Raw genomic sequence first — 23,827 nt, 5'->3', positions numbered from 1 at the left:
GTCCGCGCTCGCACCGTCACACAACGAAGTTGAGTAGTCGCACAATTACCCGTGAGTATCAGGGGTGTTTCGCCCGGTCGTCGGCCCGCACGTAGTCTTCCGACATCCGGGTTCCCTCGCCGGATCTTCCAAGCGACCGGGAACCCGGTCACCTGCAACGGGAGGCCACCTGATGAAGCAGGGCCCTCTCCGCTCGGTCGACTCGTCGGACGACACGGCCGGCCCAATCGACCTGCCCAGCTGCGGCCCGCTAACCACCCGGGTGGGCGTGACCGGCGCCGCCCCGGAGGAGCCGCTCGGCGTGGTCGCCGTCGGTCCGGCCGGCGCCGAGCGGCGTGCCGTGCTCGCCACCCTGCTCGGGCTCGACCCGGTCATGCTCACCGTGCCGGCGGGCAGTTGGTTGGTGGTGCGGAACGCCAAGGCGTCCACCCGGGCCGCGTTCGTGCCCGGTTACCGCCAGCCGCACTCGTACGGCGCGGACCGGGACGCCGCGGGCCCCGCGTTGGCCCGTCCGCCCCGGCGGGTCGAGCTGAGCGTGCCCGAGCCACTGCTGCGGCACTTCACTCTGATCGACATTCCCGACACCGCCACGCTCGGCGTGGCCGGCAACCGGGTGCTGCTCGACGCGGTGGGCCGGGCCGGCGCGCTGCTCTTCGTGATCGCCGCCGACCAGGCGTTCACCGCCGCTGAGTTGAACCTGCTCGCCGAGGTCGCCCCGACCTCGGTGGAGGTCGTCTTCGCGGTCACCCCCGGCGCGGCGGGGTGGGCCCCGCTGTCCGAAGGCGCGGCGACTACGGAGGCCGCGGGGGCGTCCGTCCCGTCGGTCCGGGGTGGGGCGACAGATGTGGACGCGGTCGCGGTGACCGTGGCGGCACACCGGGCGGCGCTGCTGGCCGCGGTGCCGGCGCTGGCCGGCGCGCTGTGGTTCCCGGTCGACGACGCCGACTCCGCCGCCGACCTACGCAGAGCGCTGGTGGGTTGGTCGTCGCGTGAGGGGTTGCAGCGGGCCAGCGTCGACCCGCCGGTCCTGCCGGGCCAACACGGCCGGGTCGCGGTGGCCGCCGATCCGGGGGACTGGTCCGAGCAGCTCGACCGGCTCACCCGCTCGTGTGCCCAGCGGATCCGCCAGCATCTCGCACTGGAACTGGCGAACATCCACCTGCGGGCGGTTCAGGAGATCGTTTTCGGAGTCGGCTGCGCTGGCCTGCCGGACCTACTGGACCGGGAGATGGCGGCGCTGTCGCTGTTGGCCACCGCGCAGTGCGACCAGGCGGTGCGGGGCATCGTGACCGATGTCGCGGCCCGGGTCCTCGGCGCGCCGCCGGTCGAAGGCGTGCGGCGGCGGATCGCCACCGCCGTGCAGTATGGCCTGGCCGATCACCGGCCCGGCCATGAGCTGGACAAGGTCCTGCTGATCACCAGCACAGCCGGAGTGGCCGGGTTGACCGGCCCGGAGGCGATCGACGCCCTCACCAGCTATCCGACGACGTTCCGCGACGAGGTGCTTCCGCCGATCGCGGTGGCGCTCTCCGGCGGGTGCTGGCAGCAGTGGCGTACGCCCGGCAACGACGACCACAACGCGGCGCGGGCCTGGTCCCAGCGGGCGCTGCGGGAGGTCGAGCTGGGGTTGTCCCGGGAGATCTCCCGACGTTTCGAGGTGATCCGCCTCTCGCTGGGCGTGGTGCTCTCCGATGCAGTCGATCACGGCATCCTGCTCGCCTGACGGCGTGGTCGCCCCTCGGTTCGGGTCCGCACCGCACCGCGCGTCCGATGGCGTTCGGGACGGTTCAGGGGCACCCGGGGTGGGCGATCCACGCCGGGCCGGCGTTCCGGTTCCTCGGTTCCGGGAAACCGGTGGCACGATGGGGGGCATGGCGGCTCCGCAGGTTGCACCGGTCGAGACGCCGGCCACCGACGAGGTGCCGGCGTCCGACCGGCAGTGGGTGACGATCGTGTGGGACGACCCGGTCAATCTGATGACGTACGTGACCTGGGTCTTCCAGAAGCTTTTCGGCTACAGCCGGGAGAGGGCCGAGCAGCTGATGCTGGACGTGCACCACAAGGGCCGTGCCGTGGTCTCCACCGGTGCCCGGGAGCGGATGGAGCACGACGCGTCGCAGTTGCACGCGTACGGGCTGTGGGCGACGGTGGACCGCTCATGAGCATGTTCCGTCGCCAGGCCGGCCGCTACGTCGCCACCTTCGCCGTCGACGAGGTGCGGGTGTTGCGCAAGGTCGCCTCCGAGGTGGTCGGCCTGCTCACGGACGGCTTCGATCACACCGATCCGGTCGTCGGTCGGCTCTTTCCGGCGGTCTATCCGCAGGACGCTCCCGGCACCGCGGAGTTCCGCCGTTACACCGAGGGTGATCTGAAGACCGCGAAGATCGATCAGGCAGGGGCGATCCTGGCCGCGCTGCCCGACGACGCCGGCGGTGAGGTGCGCCTGGATGCCGAGGCGGCCGAGGCGTGGTTGCGGGCGCTCAACGACGCCCGGCTGGCGATGGGCGTCCGACTGGAGATCAAGGACGGCACGGACCTCGGTGAGGAGCTGGACGACGCGGTCGCTGAGGACCCGGCCTCCAGCCGGGTGTTCCAGCTTTCGGTCTACGCGTACCTCGGGTATCTACAGGAGTCGCTGCTCAACGCCTTGATCGACTAGGCGTGACCGGCACCACTTCGACCCGTGCTCTCTACGCGTTAGGCTGGTACTCGTGCTGAGCATCGACCGGTCGATCATCGACGCGATCGTCGCCCACGCGCGCCGGGACCACCCCGACGAGGCGTGCGGCGTGGTCGCCGGTCCCGTCGGCAGCGACACCCCGACCCGGCACATCCCGATGGACAATGCCGCGCGGTCGATGACCTTCTACGAGTTCGACTCGATGGAGCACCTGCGGGTGTGGCGAGAGATGGACGACCGGGACGAGGAGCCCGTGGTCATCTACCACTCGCACACCGCCACCGAGGCGTACCCGTCGCGGACGGATGTCTCCTTCGCCGGCGAGCCGGGCGCGCATTACCTGCTCATCTCGACCCGCGAGCCCGACTCGGAGGAGATCCGGTCGTTCCGGATCGTCGACGGCGTGGTCACCGAGGAGCCGGTCCGGGTCGTGGAGGCAGGCGTCGACCCGCACGCCGTCCAGTCCTACATGTTCGGGCAGAGCCCGGCGACGGTCGACTACGAGTGTTCCGGCCGCTGATCCGTCAGCGTTCGCACCCGTCTCGTCCCGTCACCGTAGGCACACCCGATCGAGGAGCTCGACATCATGGCCATTGAGGTTCGCATCCCCACCATCCTGCGCAGCTACACCGGCGGCGCGAAGGTCGTCGACGGCACCGGCGACACCCTCGCCGACCTGCTCACCGACCTGGACTCCCGGCACGGTGGCCTGCGCGGCCGGCTGATCACCGAGGCTGGCTCGCTGCACCGCTTCGTCAACGTCTACGTCAACGACGAAGACGTCCGTTTCCTCGGTGCGCTGGACGCCAAGCTCTCCGACGGCGACAGCGTCACCATCCTGCCGGCCGTGGCCGGCGGCGCGTTCGGCTTCGCGGCCGCTGCGGCGATCAGCTCACACAGCGCCGCCGCCGCGGCGATCAGCTCGCACAGCGCCGCGACCGCGGTGGCGCGCGGCGCCGTCGCGGCTCGCTGAGGTCGGCCGCCATGGCGCGGTACGACAGCCTGCTCGACTCCAGCGGGGGCACGCCGCTGGTCGGCCTGCCCCGGCTCTCCCCGACGGTGTCCGACGGGGCCCCGCAGGTGCGGCTCTGGGCCAAGCTGGAGGACCGGAATCCCACCGGCAGCATCAAGGACCGCGCGGCGCTGTTCATGGTCCGCGCGGCGGAGGAGGCCGGCCGGCTCCGGACGGGTGACACCATCCTCGAGCCGACCAGTGGCAACACCGGCATCTCGTTGGCGATGGTGGCCAAGATGCGCGGCTACCGGCTGGTCTGCGTCATGCCCGAGAACGTCTCCACCGAGCGGGTCCAACTGCTCCGGATGTACGGGGCCGAGATCATCTTCTCGGCGGCGGCGGGTGGCTCCAACCAGGCGGTCGCCACCGCCAAGCAGATCTCCGCCGAGCACCCCGACTGGGTGATGCTCTACCAGTACGGCAACGAGGCCAACGCGCGGGCGCACTACGAGACGACCGGGCCCGAGCTGTTGCACGACCTGCCCACCATCACGCACTTCGTGGCCGGGCTGGGCACCACCGGCACCCTGATGGGCACCGGGCGCTACCTGCGGGAGAAGGTCGACGGCATTCAGGTCGTGGCCGCCGAGCCGCGCTACGGCGAGCTGGTCTACGGCCTGCGCAACATCGACGAGGGGTACGTGCCGGAGCTCTACGACGCCTCGGTGCTCTCCCGGCGTTTCTCGGTCGGCACCCGGGACGCGGTGCTGCGCACCCGCCAACTCGTGGAGGTGGAGGGCATCTTCGCCGGCTTCTCCACCGGCGCCATCCTGCATGCCGCGCTCGCGGTGGCGCACGAGGCGGTCCGCGACGGTCGTCGAGCCGACGTGGCCTTCGTGGTCTGCGACGGCGGCTGGAAGTACCTGTCCACCGGCGCGTACGGCGGCACGCTGGCCGATGCCGAGGACGCCCTGGAGGGGCAGCTCTGGGCCTGACCGAATCGGTGTTTGGGTGTACGGGCCGTCGATGTGCGTCGACGGCCCGTACGCTGTCCGCCGCACCGTGAGCGGGTGTCACGTTCGTGACAACTTCCCTTGGATGATTCTTGCCGCCGGGTAGCCCGGCGTAGGCTGCGCAGCGTGACGCACGCGTCGGTGGAGATCATGACTGGGGCGATGGCCGGCATGGATGCTACTGACAGTGACAGCGAGACAACTCGATGCGACTGACCGTCCTTGGATGTGCCGGCAGTTTTCCCGGCCCCGAGTCGCCCTGCTCGGCCTACCTGGTCGAGGCCGACGGTTTTCGGCTCCTGGTCGACTTCGGCTCAGGGTCGCTGTCCAGCCTCCAGCGGTACGCGGGGCTGCACGCCCCCGACGCGATCCTGCTGACCCACCTGCATTGCGATCACATCCTCGACGCCGTGTCGTACGTGGTGGTCCGCCGGTACGCCCCGGACGGCCCCTACCCGGCGCTGCCGGTGTACGCGCCCTCCGGTGCACCGGACCGGCTCAGCGCCGCGTACGGCGACGACGGTACGGTGGAGGACGTCTACCAGTTCTACGCGCTGGAGCCGGGCACCTTCCCGATCGGGCCGTTCACGGTCACCGTCGACCGGGTCAACCACCCCGTCGAGACGTACGGTGTGCGGCTGGAGCACAGCGGTCGGTCGCTGTGCTATTCGTCGGACACGGCGCTGTGCGACGCGCTGCTGCGGCTGGCCCAGAACGCCGACGTCTTCCTCTGCGAGGCCAGTTACCTCGACGGTGTGGACAATCCACCGGATCTGCACCTGACCGGCCGGGAGGCCGGCGAGACGGCGACCAAGGCCGTGGTGGGTCGGCTGCTGCTCACCCATCTGGTGGCCGCCTGGGGCAGCGAGGCGCACACGCTGGAGTCGGCCGCCGCCGCGTACACCGGGCCGATCGACGTGGTCCGCCCCGGCGCGAGTTACGACGTCTGACCCAGCACCGCGTGCCCGGCGCGGAGTCTGGTCGGGACACCCCGAGCGAGGTGGACCACCGCACCGCATAGGGTGCAGGCATGGCGCGACCTGACGGGCGAGGGCCCTCTCAACTTCGACCGGTGACCCTGACCCGAGGCTGGAGCACCCATCCGGAGGGCTCGGTGCTCGTCGAGTTCGGCGGCACCCGGGTGCTCTGCACGGCGAGCGTCACCGAGGGGGTGCCCCGCTGGCGTAAGGGCTCCGGGCTCGGCTGGGTGACCGCCGAGTACGCGATGCTGCCCCGGGCCACCAACACCCGCTCCGACCGGGAGAGCGTCAAGGGCCGGGTCGGTGGCCGCACTCACGAGATCTCCCGGCTGATCGGCCGCAGCCTGCGGGCCAGCATCGACCTCAAGGCGCTCGGCGAGAACTCGGTGGTGCTCGACTGCGACGTGCTCCAGGCCGACGGCGGCACGCGGACCGCCGCGATCACCGGCGCGTACGTCGCGTTGCACGACGCGGTGGGCTGGCTGGCCGCCCGCAAGGCGTTGGCCGGCAAGCCGGAGAAGGTGATGCACCGGTCGGTGGCCGCGGTGAGTGTGGGGATCATCGCCGGCGAGGCGCGGCTTGACCTCTGCTACGAGGAGGACGTCGTCGCCGAGGTGGACATGAACGTGGTGTGCACCGGTGCGGGTGACTTCGTCGAGGTGCAGGGCACCGGTGAGGCGGGCGTGTTCGCCCGGGAGCAGCTCGACAGTCTGCTCGACCTGGCCGTCGCCGGGTGCGCGGATCTGGCCGAAGCCCAGCGGAAGGTTCTCTCGTGAGCGCGAGGAGTGAGCTTGCGAGCCCCGCAGTCGCGAACAAAGGTGGTTCAGCATGAACAAGGTCCTGCTCGCCACCCGTAACCGGAAGAAGCTGGTGGAACTCCAGCGGATCCTGGACGGCGCGCTCGGCGCGCAGCGGATCGCCCTGCTCGGCCTGGACGACGTCGAGCAGTACGCGGAGCTGCCGGAGACCGGCCTGACCTTCGGCGAGAACGCGCTGATCAAGGCACGGGAGGGGTGCCGTCAGAGCGGGCTTCTGACCATCGCTGACGACTCCGGGCTCGCGGTCGACGCACTCAACGGGATGCCGGGGGTGTTCAGCGCCCGGTGGTCCGGCCAGCACGGCGATGACCGGGCCAACCTTCAGTTGGTGCTGGACCAGATCGCCGACGTGCCCGACGAGCACCGGGCGGCCTCGTTCGTCTGCACGGTGGCCCTGGTGCTGCCCGGCGGCAAGGAGCACCTCGTCGACGGCCGGCAGTCCGGGCGGGTGCTGCGTGCTCCGCGCGGTGATGGTGGGTTCGGCTACGACCCGATCTTCCTGGGCGACGGGCAGGACCGGACCAATGCGGAGCTGACCCCGACGGAGAAGGACGCGATCAGCCACCGCGGCAAGGCGCTGCGCGAGCTGGCCAAGTTGGTTGCCAAGGTGCTGCCGCCCGCCGCCTGACCCGCGGCGGACGACAGCGACCCCGCGGAGATCAGCCGAGCGGGCCGACCTCCCGCTCGATGGCGGCGCGCAGCTCCGGGCCGGCCAGCACCGCGCGGGCCGCCTCCATCACCGGGGCGAGGAACACGTCCGGGCCTGGCTGTCCGGCCGCCCCGCCCAGTGCGGCGACCGCCGCCCGGCCGGCCGGCGACGGCTCCAGCGGGGCGCGCAGCTGAAGGCCGCGTACGCCGGCCAGCAGCTCCACCGCGAGCAGGCTGGTCAGATTGTCCAGCACCGTGCGCAGCTTCTTGGCGGCGGCCCAGCCCATCGAGACGTGGTCCTCCTGCATGCCGCTGGTGGGCAGCGAGTCCACCGAGGCCGGGGCGGCCAGTCGCCGGTTCTCGGCGACGATCCCCGCCGCCGTGTACTGGGCGATCATCAGCCCGGAGTTCACCCCGGCGTCGGGGGAGAGGAACGCCGGTAGCTCCCGGGAGCGGGTGACGTCGAGCAGCCGGTCCACCCGGCGCTCGGCGATCGCGCCCACCTCGGCGGCGGCGATGGCGAGGAAGTCCGCGGCGAAGCCCAGCGGCGCGCCGTGGAAGTTACCGGTCGACTCGACCCGGCCGTCCGGCAGCACCACCGGGTTGTCCACCACGGACACCAGCTCCCGACCCGCGACCGTGCGGACGAAGTCCAGGGTGTCCCGGGCCGCGCCGGCAACCTGCGGCGCACAGCGCATTGAGTATGCGTCCTGCACGGCGTGCGCCAGGTCGTCGCGGTGTGAGTCCATCACCCGGGAGTCCTGCAGCAGCCGGTGGATGTTCGCCGCCGATGCCGCCTGGCCGGGGTGCGGCCGGATGGCGTGCAGCTCGGGCAGGAACGGCCGCTCCGAGCCGAGCATCGCCTCGATGGCCAGCGCGGCGGTCACGTCGGCCATGGCGAACAGGTGCGCCGCGTCGTGGATGGCCAGCAGCAGCATGCCGAGCATGCCGTCGGTGCCGTTGATCAGCGCCAGCCCCTCCTTGGCGGCCAGCTCGATCGGCTTGATCCCGGCGGCGGTCAGCGCGTCGGCCGCGTCCTGCCGCTCGCCGGCCGGGCCGAGGACCCAGCCCTCACCGAGCAGCACCAGCGCGCAGTGCGCCAGCGGTGCCAGGTCGCCGGAGGCACCCAGTGAACCGTGCTCCGGCACCCAGGGGGTGATGTCGTGGTTGAGCAGGTCGATCAGGGCCTCGGCGACCAGCGGGCGGACCCCGGAGCGGCCCAGGGCGAGAGACCGTACGCGCAGCACCATCATCGCCCGGACCACCTCACGCGGCATGGGGGCACCCACCCCGGCGGCATGCGAGCGGATCAGCGCGTGTTGCAGCTCGGCCCGTCGCTCCGGGGCGATGAAGGTGTTGGCCAGCGCCCCGAAGCCCGTGGAGACCCCGTAGACGGGGCGGCCGGACGACTCGATGCTGTCGACGATGGCCCGGCTGGTCGCCATGGCGTCGATGGTGGCCGGGTCGAGGACGACCTTGGCGGTGCCGCGGGCGACCGCGAGCACGTCGTCGGCGGAGATTCCGGTGGGCTGGATGGTCACGGTCGTCATTGCGGCACTCCGTTGAGCAGGACCTGGCGGATCAGTGGGACACCGGGCCGGTAGGCCAGGTGCAGGTACGACGGCGCGTCCAGCACGATCAGGTCGGCCCGAGCGCCGGGGGTGAGCACGCCGATGTCGTCGCGGCGTAGCGCCCGCGCGCCGCCCAGCGTCGCGGCCCGGACCGCCTCCGCCGGTGTCATCCGCATCTCGCGGACCGCCAGGGCCACACAGAACGGCATGGACGAGGTGTACGACGAGCCGGGGTTGCAGTCGGTGGCCAGCGCCACGGTGACACCGGCGTCGAGCAGCCGGCGGGCGTCCGGGTAGGGCGAGCGGGTGGAGAACTCGGCACCGGGCAGCAGGGTCGCCACCGTGCGGGTCCCCGACCCGTCGCTGTGGGCCGTGCCGACCAGCGCGGCCACGTCGGCGTCGCTGAGGTGGGTGCAGTGGTCGACGCTGGCCGCGTCCAGCTCCACGCCGAGCTGCACCCCCGGGCCGGGGCCGAGCTGGTTGGCGTGGATGCGTACGCCCAGCCCGGCGGCCTGACCGGCGGCCAGGATGGCCCGGGTGTGGTCGACGTCGAAGGCGCCCTGCTCGCAGAACACGTCGACCCACTTCGCGTGCGGCGCGGCGGCGGCCAGCATCGGCCCGCAGACCAGCTCGACGTAGTCGTCGGGGCGGTCGGCGTACTCGGCGGGCACCACGTGCGCGCCGAGGAAGGTTGTCTCGGTGCTGGCCTCGGCGGCGATCCGCAGCGAGCGGGCCTCGTCGGCGACGGTCAGCCCGTACCCACTCTTGATCTCCATGGTCGTGGTGCCCTGGCGCAGTGCCTCCCCGCGCAGCCGGCGCACGGTGGCCCGTAGCTCGTCGTCGGTGGCGGCCCGGGTCGCGCCGACCGTGGTCCGGATGCCACCGCCGGTGTACGGCTGGCCGGCCATCCGGGCGGCGAACTCGGCGGCGCGGTCACCGGCGAAGACCAGGTGCGCGTGGCTGTCCACGAAGCCGGGCAGCACGGCGGCCCCATCGGCATCGACCCGTCGGTCGGCGGACGGCGCGGACGCGGACGGCCCGACCCAGGCCACCTTGCCCTCCTCGACCAGCACGGCCGCGTCGCGGCGGATGCCCAGCGGGCCCTCGCCGGCACCGTTGGTGACGAGCTCCCCGATGTTGTCGACCAGCAGACTGCTCATGCGGGCAGCACCGCCTCGATGGCCGCCGACAACTCGGCCGGCACATCCACGGTCAGGTGCCGGCCCTCGGCCACCACCACCCGGCCGTCCACCACGACCTGCTCGACGTCCGCCGCCGACGCCGCGAAGAACACGCCCAGCGGCGGCACTCCGGCGGTGCGGGCGCTGTCCAGCCGTACCGTCACCAGGTCGGCGCGGGCACCGACCGCGATCCTTCCGGCGTCGGCCCAGCCCAACGCGGCGTGCCCGGCGGCGCTGGCCGCCGTCAACAGGTCGACCGGCGCGAAGTGGCCGCGGCGGCGGGTGCGCAGCCGCTCGTCCAGCTCCACCGCCCTGGCCTCCTCGAACAGGTCGATCACCGCGTGGCTGTCGCTGCCCAGGCTCAACCGGATCCCCGCGTCGGCCATCCGCCGGGCCGGGCCGATCCCGTCGGCGAGGTCCCGCTCGGTGGTCGGGCAGAGGCACACCCCGGTCCGGCTCTCGCCGAGCAGCGTCAGGTCGGCGCTGGTCGGGTGGGTGGCGTGCACGGCGGTGGTGCCCGGCCCGAGCACGCCGTGCTCGGCGAGCAGCGCGGTGGGCGTACGCCCGTGCACGGCCCGGCACTCGTCGTTCTCGGCGGGCTGCTCGGAGAGGTGCACGTGCAGCGGTGCCTGCCGCTCCCGGGCCCAGTCGGCAACCGTGCGGAGCTGATCGGCCGGGACCGCCCGCACCGAGTGCACGGCCGCGCCGACCCGTGCGTGGGAGTCCGTCGGCTGGAACGCCGCCGCCCGCTCGGCCCAGCGGGCCGCGTCGCCGTCGCCGAAGCGGCGCTGCGGTCCGGCGAGGGCCTGTCCGTCCACGCTGGACGTCAGGTAGCAGGCGTCCAGCAGGGTGAGTCGGATCCCGGCATGCGCGGCGGCCTCCACCAGCGCCGCGCCCATCGCGTTCGGGTCGTCGTAGGCGCCGCCGTCGGGCCGGTGGTGCAGGTAGTGGAACTCGCCCACGCAGGTGATGCCGGCCAGCGCCATCTCGGCGTACACGGCCCGGGCCAGGGCGAGGTAGGTGTCCGGGTCCAGCCGGTCCGCGATGGCGTACATCTGGTCGCGCCAGGTCCAGAAGTCGCCCCGACCGCCGTGGGTACGCCCGCGCAGCGCCCGGTGGAAGGCGTGCGAGTGCACGTTGGACAGCCCGGGCAGGGTCAGCCCGGGCAGTGGCACGGCGTCGGCGTACACCTCGACCCCGGCCGGTGGCCGACTCCCGGCGGTCAGCGGCGTCACGCCGGTGATCCGCCCTCCGTCGGTCTCGATCAGCACGTCGGGAGTGGGTTCGGCGTGCTCGGGCAGCCAGGCGTACTCGGCGAGCCAGCGGGAGGTGGTCATGCTCCTCGCCTCCTTTGGAGCTGAATCGTCTGCGTTATCAGCGGCTGCGGCGTTCCGGCTGATTCGTTTGCGACATCAGCTCCAAAGGACGACAGGAGGTACCGACCACCGCCGCTCCGGGGACCCCGCACACCCGGACGCCGTAGATCCGTGCCACCCGGCGACCGGCTCGCCACCACGCAGAGCCGCAGGTCAGCGTTCACCTGCATGTCAGCTCCTCGATCACCCGGGCCAGTGCCCGTACCCCGGCGGCGCAGTCGTCGTCGGTGGCCGCCTCGGCGGGGGAGTGTGACACCCCGGTCGGGTTGCGGACGAAGAGCATCGCGGTGGGCAGGTGCGCGGCGAGCACCCCGGCGTCGTGCCCCGCGCCGGTGGGCAGCACCGGCGCGTCGAGCAGCGTGGCCAGCCGTTTGGCCAGCCCGCCGTCGAAGGAGACCAGCGGGGTGGCCGACTCCTCGGTGACGGTCACCTCCGTACCGTCGCGCCGGGCCCGTTCGGCGAGCTTGCCCCGCACCGCGTCGACCAGCCCGGCCAGGGTCTGCGGGTCGGCGGCCCGGGCGTCCAGCCAGCCGGTCACCTTCGACGGGATCGCGTTGGTGGCGTTGGGTTCGACGGCGACCCGGCCCACGGTGGCGTGCGCGCCGCGCAGCCGGGCCTCCTTGTTGGCCGCCAGCACCGTGAACGCGTACGTGAGCATCGGGTCGCGGCGGTCGGCCATCCGGGTGGTACCCGCGTGGTTGCCCTCGCCGACGACCTCGAAGCGCCATCGACCGTGCGGCCAGATCGCGCTGGCCACCGCGACCGGCGTGTCCATCTCGGCGAGCGCGCGGCCCTGCTCGACGTGCAACTCCACGAAGGCGCCGAACCGGGCCAGCAACTCCGGGCGGGCGCCCGCCGGCCCGTCGCCGAGCGCCTCGGCGAAGCTCACCCCGGCCACGTCGCGCAGGCCGGCCGCGCGCTCGGCGGGCAGCGCCCCGGTGAGCAGCCGCGACCCCAGGCACGGTACGCCGAAGCGCGCACCCTCCTCCTCGACGAACGCGGCCAGCACCAGCGGCCGGATCGGGGTGACGCCAGCGGCGCGAAGCTCATCCACGGCGAGGAACGCGCTGACGATGCCGAGCGGCCCGTCGTACGCCCCGCCGTGCGGCACCGAGTCGAAGTGGCTGCCGGTGAGCACCGCGTCGGAGGCCTCCGGGTCACCCCAGTGGGCGAAGAGGTTGCCGTTGCCATCCTCGGTGACCGGCATGGCGCGCTGCTCGGCCTGCGCGCGGAACCAGGCCCGCAGCTCCAGCTCCGGCTCGGTCAACGCGTACCGCAGGTAGCCACCACTGTCGGCGTCCCGTCCGACCGGCGCGATCTCGTCCCACAACCCCCGGAACCGGCTGGCAAGGTCGTCGCTCACGCGGCACCGCCCTCCGCCATCGGCACCCGGACCCCGGTGCGGTCGGCGACCTCGCGGGCGATCTCGTAGCCGGCGTCGACGTGCCGGATGACGCCCATCGCCGGGTCGTTGGTGAGCACCCGCTCGATCTTCTGCCCGGCCAGCGCGGTGCCGTCGGCCACACAGACCTGTCCAGCGTGGATCGATCGGCCCATGCCCACGCCGCCGCCCTGGTGGATGGACACCCAGGACGCGCCGCTGGCTGTGTTGACCAGGGCGTTGAGCAGCGGCCAGTCCGCGATCGCGTCGGAGCCGTCGGCCATCCCCTCGGTCTCCCGGTACGGGCTGGCGACACTGCCGGTGTCCAGGTGGTCCCGGCCGATCACGACCGGGGCGGAGAGTTCGCCGGAGGCGACCATCTCGTTGAACCGCACACCCGCCTTGTCCCGCTCGCCGTAGCCCAGCCAGCAGATCCGGGCCGGCAGGCCCTGGAAGGCGACCCGCTCGCCGGCCAGCCGCATCCAGCGGGCCAGGGACTCGTTCTCCGGGAACAGCTCCAGGATGGCCCGGTCGGTGGCCGCGATGTCGGCCGGGTCGCCGGAGAGCGCCGCCCACCGGAACGGGCCCTTACCCTCACAGAACAACGGCCGGATGTACGCGGGCACGAAGCCGGGGAAGTCGAAGGCGCGCTCGTAGCCGCCGAGCTGCGCCTCGCCCCGGATCGAGTTGCCGTAGTCGAACACCTCGGCGCCGGCGTCGAGGAAGCCGACCATCGCCTCGACGTGCGTCGCCATCGACGCCCGGGCCCGGTCGGTGAACTCGGCCGGCTTCGCAGCCGCGTAGTCACGGGCGTCGGCCAGCTCCACCCCCACCGGCAGGTACGCCAGTGGGTCGTGCGCGCTGGTCTGATCGGTCACGATGTCGATCTCGACGCCACGGCTCAGCAGCTCCGGGAAGACCTCGGCGGCGTTGCCGACGACGCCGACGCTCAGTGCCCGGCGATCCCGCTTCGCCGCGCTGACCCGCTCGATCGCGTCCTCCAGGGAGTCGGCCACCTCGTCCAGGTAGCGATCGTGCACCCGCCGGTCGAGGCGGGTCCGGTCCACGTCGACGATCAGGCAGACGCCGCCGTTCATGGTGACCGCGAGCGGCTGCGCGCCGCCCATCCCACCGCAGCCGGCCGTCAGCGTCAGCGTGCCCCCGAGGGTGCCCGCGAACCGTTTGGCCGCGACGGCCGCGAACGTCTCGTAGGTGCCCTGGAGGATGCCCTGGGTGCCGATGTAGATCCACGAACCGGCGGTCATCTGCCCGTACATGGTCAGGCCGAGCTGCTCCAACCGTCGGAACTCCGGCCAGGTCGCCCAGTCGCCGACCAGGTTGGAGTTGGCCAGCAGCACCCGGGGCGCCCACTCGTGGGTACGCATGACACCGACCGGACGGCCCGACTGCACCAGCATCGTCTCGTCCTCGCGCAGGTCGGTCAGCGTGCGGACCAACGCGTGGTACGACGGCCAGTCCCGCGCCGCCTTGCCGGTGCCGCCGTAGACCACCAGGTCGTCGGGGCGTTCGGCCACCTCGGGGTCGAGGTTGTTCATCAACATCCGCAGGGCGGCCTCCTGCGGCCACCCGCGGGTGGTGAGCTGGCTGCCCCGAGCGGCACGGACGGGCTGGGTCATCTTGGTCTCCTCCGGTCAACCGAGGAACAACTGTCGGCGGGCCGCGGAGGCTTCGAACGCCTCCAGTCGGCGCTGGGTGTCGGCCGGCGCGGCGTCGCAGATCGCCTGCAACAGCACCATGGCCAGGGTCATCGGGGCGGTGTGCAGGTCGAAGACGAGCTGCGCGCCGACCGCCGCGGGAAGCACCACGTCGGCGTGCTCGGTGGCCGGGCTCACCGGTGAGTCGGTGATCGCCACCACGGTCAGCCCGGCGGCGCGGGCGTCGCGCAGCGCGTCCAGGGTCTCCCGGGGGTAGCGGGGCAGCACGAAGGCGAGCACGGCGGACGCACCGGCCTCGGCAGCCTGCTCCAGGCGGTCGGTGAGCAGGCTGCCGCCGTCGTCGAGCACCCGCACGTCCGGGTGCACCTTGGCCGCGAAATAGGCGAAGTACGCGGCCAGTGGCGCGGCGGCGCGCAGGCCGAGCACCGGCAGTGGGCGGCTCTCCGCGAGCAGGCGCCCAATCTCGGCGATCCGGTCCCGGTCGGCGAGCTGACCGGCCAGCCGGTCCAGGTTGCTCATCTCCGCGCGTACCGCCTGCTGGAGTTCGTTGCCGCCGTCCGCCGACCCGCCGGGAGCGGCGGTGGTCAGGTCACGCAACCGGCGGCGCAGGGCCGGGTAGCCGTCGTGGCCGAGCGCGACGGCGAACCGGGTGACCGACGGCTGGCTGACCCCGGCCAGGTCGGCGACCTCGGCGGCGGACAGGTACGCCACGGCGGGGGCGTGCTGCACGAGGCAGTGCGCGATCCGGCGCTGGGTGGGGGTGAGCCGCACCCCTTGGAACAGGTCGAGCACCCGGTCAGCGGGTGCCGCGTCAGTTCCCTCATTCATGAGCTGACTCTATGCATAGAAACTTTCATAGACAACCGCTCCAGGGTCACCCCCGTGCCTCGTTCAGCCGGCGCAACTCGTAGCATGCGGGCGGCCCAGCGCGAGCAGGAATGCGTAGCGAGAAGGAGCGTCGTGGTCGCAGTCGAGAACCCGCCCGTTCACGCCGCCGACCACTCGGCACCGGGCCGCCGCCGCCTCCGGACGGCGGTAGGTGATGCGGTACCGGTCATCGCCCTGATCGGGGCCTTCTTCGCCGTCAACGACATCCGATCGTGGCTGACCGCCCAGTACTGGGGTGACGAGGCCTGGGTCGCGCTCTCGGTACGCTTCCCCGTCGCCGACCTGCCGGTGACGACCTCCTCGAGCCCGATCGGCTGGACCTTCCTGCTAAGGCTGGTCCCAGACATCGACTACCTCCGGGTCGTACCCCTGGGCTTTCAACTGCTGACCGTTGTCGCGGCCTACTTCTTTGGCCGGTGGCTAGGCCGCGATCGTGCCCAGGGCATCCTCATCGGTGTCGTCACCGGCCTCACCGTCCTGCTCCTGCCGGTCCAGCAGACCCGCCACGACCTGAAGCAGTACACGGCGGACGCCGCCGTGGCGGTGTGCCTGCTGGCCCTGGCCGCGTGGACGGAACGCTCCTGGTCCCGTGCACGGCTCGCGGTGACGGCGGCCGCGGTGGGCCTCGGCATGCTGCTCAGTCACACGACCGTCATCGTCGCGGTCTGCGTACTCGGTGGGCTGCTGCTCTCCGTCGCCCTGCGCCGGCAGTGGGGGAGGGCGGTGGAGGCGACCGTCGCCGGTCTGGTCGCCGGTGGGCTCGCGGCCGCCGTCTACTTTGGTGTGTCCGCCCGGGGCAACAACGACGCGATGCGTGACTACTGGAACGCCTTCCTCCCGAGCATCGCCGAACTACCCGGACACCTCGCGAGGCAGCTCGACATCGTGCGGCCGTTGCTCGGCGTACCGTTGCCAGTCCTCGCCGTGCTGCTCGTGCTCGGCGTGCTCACCCTGTTCGGGCGCGGACACGCCGCCCCGGCCCTCGCCGTTCTCCTGCTGCCGGTGGCGGCCATCGGGCTGGGCGTCGCGGGGATCTACCCACTGCTCGACCCGCGTACGTCCCACTTCCTGATCGTGTCGATGGGAATGGTGGCCGGGATCGGCGTCGTCGGTCTGGCCGACCTGGCCGTCGTACTGGCGCGCCGAGGACTGCCCAGGCTCCCGCCGAGCGTGGTGGTCGCCGCGACCTGCGCCGTCCTGATCGTCAGCTTCGCCGCCGTCAACCACCGCTGGTTCCGCTTCGACGGCGATGAACCCGGCGTCTGGCGCGCGCACCAGGCGGTGACCGACATCGGATCGGCGACCAGGTACGTCGCAGCGCACAAGGGCCCCAACGACCTCGTCGTGGTCAGCGGGCCCGCCTGGTTCGGGTTCACGCTCTACTCCGACCACGATCCCCTCCAGCTGGTCGCACCGGTCTCCGGCACCGTCGGCTGGACCGTCACCATGCCCACCCGCACCGACGTGATTCTCCCGGGCCCCTCTCGCGGTGACGTGCGGTCCGTCCGGGACGCCCTCGACGAGGTCCTGGCGCGGGCCGCGACGCAGCCTCCCGGCACCCGGGTCTGGCTGGTCCGTACCTACACCCACCCGAGTGAACCGACGTGGCAGACCGCGCTCGCCGAGTATCGAGTGCAACAGGTCACAACCGGACCGGAGCCAGTGGTCGTGATCAGCAAGAGGTAACGGCGTCGACGAGCGGAGGGGTCACCGCCGGGCGACTGACTGTGGCATCGGTCGGTACCATGCGCCTGGCGGTCGAGCGGAGGAGTTGGTATGCAGCCGGAAGGCCCCTACAGGTTCACCCACTTGCTGGGCGGTTCACCGGTGGGGAAGGCATGGGCCGCCATCGACGAGCAAGGTCGGTTCGTGAGTGTGGCGGTGCTGGATGCGACCGTTGCGGCCGCTCCCGGTTGGCGGGAGGCCTTCGCCGAGGTCGCGAACGCGCTCGCTCAGTCGCCCGATGGGCCCCCGATCACCTACGCCGACTTCTCGGCCGCCGCACCCTGGGTGGCGTACTCCGCCGAAGCCGGGCCGGGCGCGGAGAAGCTGTTCCGGGCGCTCGGCGTGGAGTACCAACCGGTGCCCGCCGCGCCCCGGCCCGTCTCCGCCCCTCCCCAGCCTGTGTCGGGCATACCGCAGCCGGTGTCGGGCGTGCCGCAGCCGGTGTCAGGTGTCCCGCAGCCCGTCGTCGACATGCCGCACGCCCCATGGGCGGTGCAGGCAGCCGCGATACCGACCCAGCCGCCCGCCTTGGCTCCGCATCCTGTCTCGGCCGTGCCAGCGTCGAGCGCACCTGCCTCGCCCGCCGCCGGCACCGGCGCCTTCCCGATGCCGGCCACCGTGTCCGGCCCGCCGGGCGAGGCACCCACGCACGACCCGTACGCCGCCCCCGTGCGACGGATCAAGCCCTCACCGCCGCCCAAGCGGCGTACCGGCCTCTGGGCCGGCGTCGCCGCGCTGGCCCTGGTGGCCGTCGTGGGTGGCGGTGCCGGCATCTGGGCCCTAACCTCGGACGAACCCGGCAGGCCGGAGTCCTCTCCGACAGCCACGTCCACCGGGTTTCCGGCCTCGACCCCGCTCGCCCCCGGCCTCAAGCCCTGGGCGCAGGCCGCGCTGCGCAGCCCAGAGGAACGCGCACTGGCCGTGGCGGGACCGTCCATGGTCTTCGTGGAGGTCGTGTTCACCGGGTACGTCCGCAACAAGGCGGACGGCGCCCTGCTGGACAAGGCGCCGGTCACCTTCAGCCGCCGCTGCAGCGGCGTGGTCGTCCAACACGAGGGGTACGTCCTCAGCAACACCCAGTGCGTGCAGCCCACCCCGGACGTCCTGGTCGGTGGCGCTCTGAACGCCGTGGCCAACCGACTCGTGACCGCGGGCAGCCTGCAATCCAAGGACATCAGCTCCTACACCCGTGCCCGGGTGAACACGGCGGTCCTCACCGGGCTGAAGGCCGACGATCAGCCGGAGGCCCGGCTGTACGGGCAACTCAACGTAGCCAAGGGTGAGGTGACGGACAGCCCCGCGATTCCCGGCGCCGTCGTCCGGGCCCTCCCGATCGAGGCGGGAAACGTCGCCCTGGTCAAGCTCGAGCAGACGAACCTGCCCGCATCCGAGTTGAACGCCACGGCCACCACCAGCCCGGAGACGTCACTGCTCGTCCTGGGCTACGGCACCACCGACACCAGCTTCCGAGCCGCCACCTACACCGTGTTCTCCAAGACGGTGACCGTGACCGGGGTCGACACCACGACCCCACTCAACCCGTACCGGATCAGCGAGGATCTCGGGCTCTACTCCCGGGGCGGGATCGCCATCGACGCGAGCGGTCGGGTCGTTGGAATGCTCGACAACGACGTTCTGCGGCCCGACAAGGCGAACCGCCTCGTCGTGCCGGTCTCTGCCATGACCGGACTGCTCGAAGCTGCCGGCGTCACCAACTCGCTCGGTGAGGCCGACAACCAGTACCGCGGCGGTCTCGACGCGTACTTCGCCGGAGACGAGTCGACCGCCATCGCCCGATTCGACGAGGTCGCCCGGAGTTCGCCGGCCAACCTGCTGGCCCAGTCGTACCGGCAGGCGGCCATCGACAGCAGAGGGTCCGGCGGCGATTCGAGTGGATCCGGCTGGGCGGTGCCGCTGATCGCCGCGGCCGGTGGCGCGCTCGCCGTCGCTGTCGTCGTGGCGGTGGCGATGCTCCTGGCCCGGCGTCGCGACAGCCGCTTCTAGTACGTCTGCGCGGCGCCCGGCCGAGGCGCCACGGCGCTGGCGGCCCGCGCGGGACCGCCGACACGCGTGCCGGTCAACCACGGCCCCAGCGGCGTGCCGATGACGATCCACGCGAACACCCACGGGACCACGAGAGCCGCGACCAGATCGATCACTCCGCCCGCCCTCGGCGTCTGCAGGACCCACAGGATGCCCGCGTGACTGAGCACGACGGCGATGCCGCAGGCGGACAGCCGACTGATCACCCGCGACGCCCGTACGCCGATGCGCAGGTCGAGTTCCTCCGCGAGCCGGATGAGACCGGCGCTGATCATGATCGCCGTCAGCACCCCCAGCACCGGGGACCCGAAGTTGCCGGATTTGATGTCCAGGTCCCGGTTCAGGCCGAGGAGCACGAAACCCACGCCGATCGAGAGTGACGCCGCACCGGCGCTGGCGGGAAGGCGCGGACGGAGCCGTCGCAGCAGCCGCCCGGCCAGCACGAAGACCAGGCACGCCGGGACCAGGAAAATCCCGAGCGGGCCGGCCGTGACAACGCCGGGGGCGAGGTACGCGGCGACCAGGCCGACCAACGCCACCGTCCAGGCGACCGCAGCCGGCCACCGCTCCAGCCACCGGAACGCGACCGCAGCGATGAAGAGCACCGAGACGAACCAGAAGGCCGAGAACGGTCGGACTGCGGCGGTGCCGCCGTAGAGCGCGTCGCCGAAGGTTCCGGGCGCGACCTGGCCCGTCGCGACGTCCGCAGCGAGCAGTGCCGCGACGAGGATCAGGAACCACGTCACGTATGGCACACCCAGGCTGGTCCACCGCTTGCGCAACTCCCCGCCCAGCGGTCGCCCCGGCGACCAGAAGTAGCCGGTCAGGACGAAGAACACGGGGACGTGCCAGGTATAGATGGACGCGCGGGTCAGGCTGTCGCTCCAGACGTGGCCCACGACCACCGCGGCGATTCCGACGATCCGGAGGAGGTCGACACCGGCGGAGCGGTTACCCGCCGCCGTTGTCGTGCTCGTTGCGGCCATGGCGGGCATCATCGCAGACAGCACTACCGACCTACGCCCCGGATCGGCACCGCCCCGGCGTGAGCCTCGTGCCGGCGTTGCCACGTGTGGCGCATCGCCTAACCTTGGCCATGACACGCTGCCCACACAGTGGAGGTTCTCCGGGTGTCTCGTCCCCACCCTCCGTGGGCGCGCCTCCGGTCGGTGCCCCGGCCGGCCTGGATCGGTCTCGGTGTGGTCGCCCTGCTCCTGGCGGCCATCCCCGTGCTCGGCTGGTCGCCGTCGAAGACCGGGGCGCCGCGGGCCGCCTGGTCGGCACCCGACGAAAACACGCCGCCGCCCGCCGCGCCGGTGGATGGCACCACCTGTGCCGCCAACGCGCACGGTATGGCCGGCTTCACCCCCGTCAGCGCGCTCGACCTGCCCGAGCGGATCGACCCCAAACGGCCCCTGGCCCTCTCGTTCGACCGGACCGCCGCCGTGGCCAGCGGGTTCGACCGGATCGGCTACTGCCTGGAGCTGACCGGTCCCACCGGTACGCAGTGGGTGTGGACCGCCATGTCGCCGTTCACGACCGACGCCCGGCGCCTCGGCCTGCCGACCCGGGCCGGCCAGATCGTCCGGCAACGGATCGCCGATGTGGAAGTCGCCACCAACGCGGCGGGCCTGGCCACCGGCACCGGTCTCACGGGTTATCTGGAGATGTGGCCCAACACCTACGGGCCGGCCAATTCCGGCCAGATTCCCGGCGCCACACCCGACCGCTACGACGCCGACGACGACGTGTACCCGGCGATCGGGTACGGCTCCTTCCAGGTGCACCTGGTCGCCGCCACCCGCCCGGCCACGAACGCTCCGCAGACGGTGCTCGCGGTCAACGGCTTCACCTCGAAGGCCGCGCCGCTGTCAGTTGGCATCGGGAATGCCACCACCGGCCACCCGGACTGGACTACTGCCGACAACGCTGGCTCCTATACCCAACGCAGGCTGACGGTCTACGCCCGCTCGTCGGTGCTCACAGTCAGCCAGCACCCTCGGGACCGGCAGTTGTACCCCCGGGACGCGGCCGGCGGCGCCGTCGTGACGGTGGCGGGGAAGGCGACCGACCCACGGGTGAAGGCCGTACGCCTGAAGGTCGTCAGCGGAGCTGACGGCTGGGACGAGACCGTGCCCGTCGCGGCCGGCGGGGAGTTCGCGTTCCGGCAGCGGATCAGCGCCGCGCTTCGGGAGTACCGGTTCGAGTTGCACGTGCTCGGCGACGGCGTCGCCCGGCGGGCCGCCCTGTGGGAGGGCGTGGTGTCCGGCGACGTGTACGTCATCCAGGGCCAGTCCAACGCGGTAGCGTCCAGTCACCGGGGATCGTCGACCGGCGAGGAGTCCCCGTACGTCCGCAGCTTCGGCTCGACCACCGGGGACCCGGTCATCTCCGGCGCGGACCGTACCTGGAACTACGCCGTCTCGGATGCGATCCGGCAGCCCGGCTCGGTTGGTCAGTGGGGGATCCGCGCGGCCCACCGGCTCATGGACACCTACCAGGTGCCGGTGGCCCTGATCAACGGCGCGGAGAACGGCAGGGTGGTGTCGTTCTTCCAGCGCAACGACGCCAACCCCGGTGATCTGCGCACCAACTACGGCCGGTTGCGGCAACGGCTTACCGCTGCCAACGTGGCCGGCGAGGTACGCGGGGTGTTCTGGTACCAGGGTGAGGCCGACGACAACGACGCCGTCGGGCATGTCACCGGGTTCACCGCACTGCTGCGTGACTGGCGTCGGGAGGTCGGCTTCCGGGTCGACGGGGGCACCCGGTACTACGTCGTCCAGGTGAGCGGCTCACCGTGCGGCGACACCTCCGGCGGCCCTCTGCGCGAGGCGCAGCGACGGATGGCCGACACCCTGGGAGTGACGGTGCTGTCGACCACGGCCCTGACTGGCCGGGAGGGGTGCCACTTCGCCTGGGAACGGGGCTACCGCGAGTTGGGCGATCAGGCGTTCGCCGTGGCGGCCCGCGATATCCACCGTGGCCCCAGCCAGGGCGTGGCTGCCCCGAACCCCCGGTCGGCCGCCTTCACGGATGCGCGGCGCACCGAGGTGATCGTCCAGCTCCGCACCGCTGACCCACTGACCGTCCAGGTCGGCGCCGGCACCGACTTCACGATCGACGGCAGCTCCGCCACCGTTACCAGTGTCGAGTTCCGCGAGGGAGGCCGGCTCGTGCTGAGCCTGTCCGGCCCGGCCGACGGCGCTACCGGGCTGAGTTACCGGGGCGACGCCGGCCCCTGGTGCGTCAACGCCACCGGGGTCGGTCTGCTGGCCTTCCAGGGGCTCCCCATCGCTGGGGTCTAGCCGCCAGGCACGGCGGCGGGGGCAGCCAGCGCCTTGACGAGCGAGGGCTGCAGAGCCGCGGTCAACAGGGGTGCGAGGCTGCTGGCGTACTCGCTGGTGATGTGTGACGCGTCCCGCCGCACGACCACGCCGTTCACGAACGCGGGACAGCGGTCGTCAGGGGCGCAGAACCACTGACGCGAGGGCCAGCACCGTCATGATGCCGCCGATAACCCAGCGTGCCCTCGGCGCGGTCCACCCGAGGCGCTGGGCGCGGCGGCAGCGTCGTGCCGTCCCTTCAACCACCTGAGGCTGGCGAACGGACCAGGCCGGTCCACCAGGTCCACCGGTCCCGGTGCCGGAGCGCGGGTCGGGGACGCGGACACCGACGCGGTGAGGGCCAACAGCAGGACGATCCAGGTCAGCCCGTCCACCGACAGCGGGTTCCAGACGACCTCGGTGAACGAGTAGACGATGAGGAGCACGACCGGCGCCTTGGCGGTGAACGCCTGCCCGTCCTCGACGCTCCGGTGCAGGAGGGTGGCCATCCAGAGACCGAACAGGGTCAGCGCGACCAACCCGCCCGAGAAGATGACCAGGACGTACCCGGAGTGGAAGAAGTGGGTCGGGGCCACCCCGATGTCCTGGAGGTAGTACCACTTCGAGACGCCCACGCCGACGGCCTCTCGACCGCTGATGTACTCGCGGGCCGCGATCCAGATGTTGCCCCGGTTGCTCAGCGTGGTCTTCGACGCGCTCCACATCAGGTACGTGACGGCTGTCAGCGCGCCGACGACGAGCGCCACGCAGAGCGCAAAAGGGATCCGCGGATGCGGACGCAGGCGCTGCACGAGCAGTGCGCCCAGCATCCAGACGCCCACCGCCCCGATAGCCAGGTAGCTGGTGCGGGAGCCGGTGGCGACGATCACCAGCAGGCAGAACGACGCCGTCGCCACCAGCTCGGCGCGGCGCATCGCGCAGAACGCGGCGACCAGAGTGAACGACGCGAGCATCGCCGCGTAGTTCTCAGAGTTGTAAAAGCTCTTGAACAGTGCCCCGGCCACGGAGCACTTCTCCAGGTTCCCGCCCGTGCAAGCCCGCCACGACTGCCCGTACACGGCGGTCGGGATGGTCAGCAGCGCCAGGACCGCCAGCCCGGTGTAGGCCATCGCCCGGACGCTCACGGCGGTGCGTGCGGCCATCAACCAGACGGCGAGCAGCAGGAGCCCGGCCGCTCCGTACGCCGGCAACCGCGACCCGTAGATCCCGGCGCCCGTGACGACGTCGATGCTGGCGCACCAGGCGAGCAACCCGCCAGCCATCGCCAAGGAGATCCGGAGCCACACGTCGGACGGGCCGCGCAGGACGCCACGGCCAGAGAGCACCAGCCAGGCCAGCAAGCCGACCACCAGAACGCCGACCAGTACCGAGCTGCGGTCACCGGCGAGCGCCGGAGCGGCGTTGGTGAGTACCGCGAATCCGACCAGAGCGACCGCTGACGCAGGGTCGCCGAAGGCGGCGGCGACCGTCCGCCGGATCCGGACTAACCACAGAGTCACCGCTATGCCACCGACGGTCAGTAGGACACCGAAGATGGTGGTCACG

Annotated in this window: 21 protein-coding genes; 12 read left to right on the top strand and 9 right to left on the bottom strand. The window is 72.0% G+C overall.

All coding sequences use genetic code 11. From position 1 onward, the window contains the following. Positions 1-172 precede the first annotated feature (172 nt). The 9 genes from ABZS37_RS20485 to rdgB all read left to right on the top strand — a co-directional run bounded on the left by ABZS37_RS20485 (position 173) and on the right by rdgB (position 7,074). Positions 173-1,723, top strand: a complete 1,551-nt coding sequence (locus tag ABZS37_RS20485; RefSeq protein ID WP_355171108.1) for a hypothetical protein — start codon at positions 173-175, stop codon at positions 1,721-1,723. Positions 1,724-1,871: 148 nt separating this feature from the next. After that, positions 1,872-2,162 (top strand): ATP-dependent Clp protease adapter ClpS, encoded by a 291-nt coding sequence (gene clpS / locus ABZS37_RS20480; protein WP_179782374.1) that lies wholly within the window; start codon positions 1,872-1,874, stop codon positions 2,160-2,162. Beyond that, positions 2,159-2,659, top strand: a complete 501-nt coding sequence (locus ABZS37_RS20475; protein WP_355171106.1) for a DUF2017 domain-containing protein — start codon at positions 2,159-2,161, stop codon at positions 2,657-2,659. Before clpS ends, ABZS37_RS20475 begins: the two co-directional genes overlap by 4 nt. Positions 2,660-2,711: 52 nt before the next feature. Continuing rightward, positions 2,712-3,200, top strand: a complete 489-nt coding sequence (locus ABZS37_RS20470) for a M67 family metallopeptidase (RefSeq protein ID WP_355171104.1) — start codon at positions 2,712-2,714, stop codon at positions 3,198-3,200. A 66-nt stretch (positions 3,201-3,266) separates the two neighbouring features. Continuing rightward, positions 3,267-3,653 (top strand): MoaD family protein, encoded by a 387-nt coding sequence (locus tag ABZS37_RS20465; RefSeq protein WP_354996343.1) that lies wholly within the window; start codon positions 3,267-3,269, stop codon positions 3,651-3,653. 11 nt (positions 3,654-3,664) lie between these two features. Continuing rightward, the gene (locus ABZS37_RS20460; protein ID WP_355171102.1) at positions 3,665-4,630 is read left to right on the top strand and encodes a pyridoxal-phosphate dependent enzyme; all 966 of its coding nucleotides are present in this window, start codon (positions 3,665-3,667) and stop codon (positions 4,628-4,630) included. A gap of 224 nt (positions 4,631-4,854) precedes the next feature. After that, positions 4,855-5,598: an MBL fold metallo-hydrolase gene (locus tag ABZS37_RS20455; RefSeq protein WP_355171100.1), complete on the top strand. Its 744-nt coding sequence runs from the start codon at positions 4,855-4,857 to the stop codon at positions 5,596-5,598. Between the two features lie 80 nt (positions 5,599-5,678). Next, positions 5,679-6,404, top strand: a complete 726-nt coding sequence (gene rph, locus ABZS37_RS20450; RefSeq protein ID WP_355171098.1) for a ribonuclease PH — start codon at positions 5,679-5,681, stop codon at positions 6,402-6,404. 52 nt (positions 6,405-6,456) lie between these two features. Further along, positions 6,457-7,074: an RdgB/HAM1 family non-canonical purine NTP pyrophosphatase gene (gene rdgB / locus ABZS37_RS20445; protein ID WP_355171096.1), complete on the top strand. Its 618-nt coding sequence runs from the start codon at positions 6,457-6,459 to the stop codon at positions 7,072-7,074. Positions 7,075-7,105: 31 nt separating this feature from the next. Here rdgB and hutH read toward each other — a convergent pair whose 3' ends face one another. The 6 genes from hutH to ABZS37_RS20415 form a co-directional block, all read right to left on the bottom strand. Further along, on the bottom strand, positions 7,106-8,644 hold the full coding sequence (gene hutH, locus ABZS37_RS20440) for a histidine ammonia-lyase (protein WP_355171094.1): 1,539 nt from the start codon (positions 8,642-8,644) through the stop codon (positions 7,106-7,108). Next, the gene (gene hutI / locus ABZS37_RS20435; protein WP_355171092.1) at positions 8,641-9,825 is read right to left on the bottom strand and encodes an imidazolonepropionase; all 1,185 of its coding nucleotides are present in this window, start codon (positions 9,823-9,825) and stop codon (positions 8,641-8,643) included. The genes hutH and hutI overlap by 4 nt, the downstream gene beginning before the upstream one ends. Beyond that, a complete protein-coding gene (locus ABZS37_RS20430; protein ID WP_355171090.1) occupies positions 9,822-11,183 on the bottom strand; it encodes a formimidoylglutamate deiminase in 1,362 nt (453 codons plus the stop codon). The genes hutI and ABZS37_RS20430 overlap by 4 nt, the downstream gene beginning before the upstream one ends. Positions 11,184-11,382: 199 nt before the next feature. Beyond that, entirely contained in the window at positions 11,383-12,585 is a 1,203-nt protein-coding gene (locus ABZS37_RS20425; RefSeq protein ID WP_355171088.1) for an allantoate amidohydrolase, read from the bottom strand. Continuing rightward, the gene (gene hutU / locus ABZS37_RS20420; protein WP_355171086.1) at positions 12,582-14,240 is read right to left on the bottom strand and encodes a urocanate hydratase; all 1,659 of its coding nucleotides are present in this window, start codon (positions 14,238-14,240) and stop codon (positions 12,582-12,584) included. Before hutU ends, ABZS37_RS20425 begins: the two co-directional genes overlap by 4 nt. A gap of 15 nt (positions 14,241-14,255) precedes the next feature. Further along, positions 14,256-15,107: a MurR/RpiR family transcriptional regulator gene (locus tag ABZS37_RS20415; RefSeq protein ID WP_355171084.1), complete on the bottom strand. Its 852-nt coding sequence runs from the start codon at positions 15,105-15,107 to the stop codon at positions 14,256-14,258. A gap of 132 nt (positions 15,108-15,239) precedes the next feature. Between ABZS37_RS20415 and ABZS37_RS20410 the strand changes: the two genes are divergently transcribed. Together ABZS37_RS20410 and ABZS37_RS20405 are read left to right on the top strand one after the other, a co-directional pair. Then, positions 15,240-16,853 carry a hypothetical protein gene (locus ABZS37_RS20410; protein WP_355171082.1) on the top strand — a complete coding sequence of 538 codons (1,614 nt, stop codon included), beginning with the start codon at positions 15,240-15,242 and terminating at the stop codon, positions 16,851-16,853. 141 nt (positions 16,854-16,994) lie between these two features. Next, positions 16,995-18,896, top strand: coding sequence for a trypsin-like peptidase domain-containing protein (locus tag ABZS37_RS20405; RefSeq protein WP_355171080.1), 1,902 nt, complete (start codon positions 16,995-16,997; stop codon positions 18,894-18,896). Here the strand turns inward: ABZS37_RS20405 and ABZS37_RS20400 are convergent. Beyond that, on the bottom strand, positions 18,893-19,921 hold the full coding sequence (locus ABZS37_RS20400) for an acyltransferase family protein (protein ID WP_355171078.1): 1,029 nt from the start codon (positions 19,919-19,921) through the stop codon (positions 18,893-18,895). The genes ABZS37_RS20405 and ABZS37_RS20400 overlap by 4 nt on opposite strands. Positions 19,922-20,065: 144 nt before the next feature. Here ABZS37_RS20400 and ABZS37_RS20395 point away from each other — a divergent pair, with 144 nt between their 5' ends. After that, positions 20,066-22,243, top strand: a complete 2,178-nt coding sequence (locus tag ABZS37_RS20395) for a sialate O-acetylesterase (RefSeq protein WP_355171076.1) — start codon at positions 20,066-20,068, stop codon at positions 22,241-22,243. On the opposite strand, the gene ABZS37_RS20390 is transcribed toward ABZS37_RS20395, so the two are convergent. Beyond that, positions 22,240-22,380: a hypothetical protein gene (locus ABZS37_RS20390; protein WP_355171074.1), complete on the bottom strand. Its 141-nt coding sequence runs from the start codon at positions 22,378-22,380 to the stop codon at positions 22,240-22,242. The genes ABZS37_RS20395 and ABZS37_RS20390 overlap by 4 nt on opposite strands. A 57-nt stretch (positions 22,381-22,437) precedes the next feature. Beyond that, positions 22,438-23,826, bottom strand: a complete 1,389-nt coding sequence (locus ABZS37_RS20385) for an O-antigen ligase family protein (protein ID WP_355171072.1) — start codon at positions 23,824-23,826, stop codon at positions 22,438-22,440. Between the last annotated feature and the right edge of the window lies 1 nt (position 23,827).

It is taken from the genome of Micromonospora sp. NPDC005413, from assembly GCF_040606435.1.
In the GTDB taxonomy this organism is placed as follows: Bacteria; Actinomycetota; Actinomycetes; order Mycobacteriales; family Micromonosporaceae; genus Micromonospora.
This window is presented reverse-complemented; position numbering and strand designations above follow the sequence as displayed.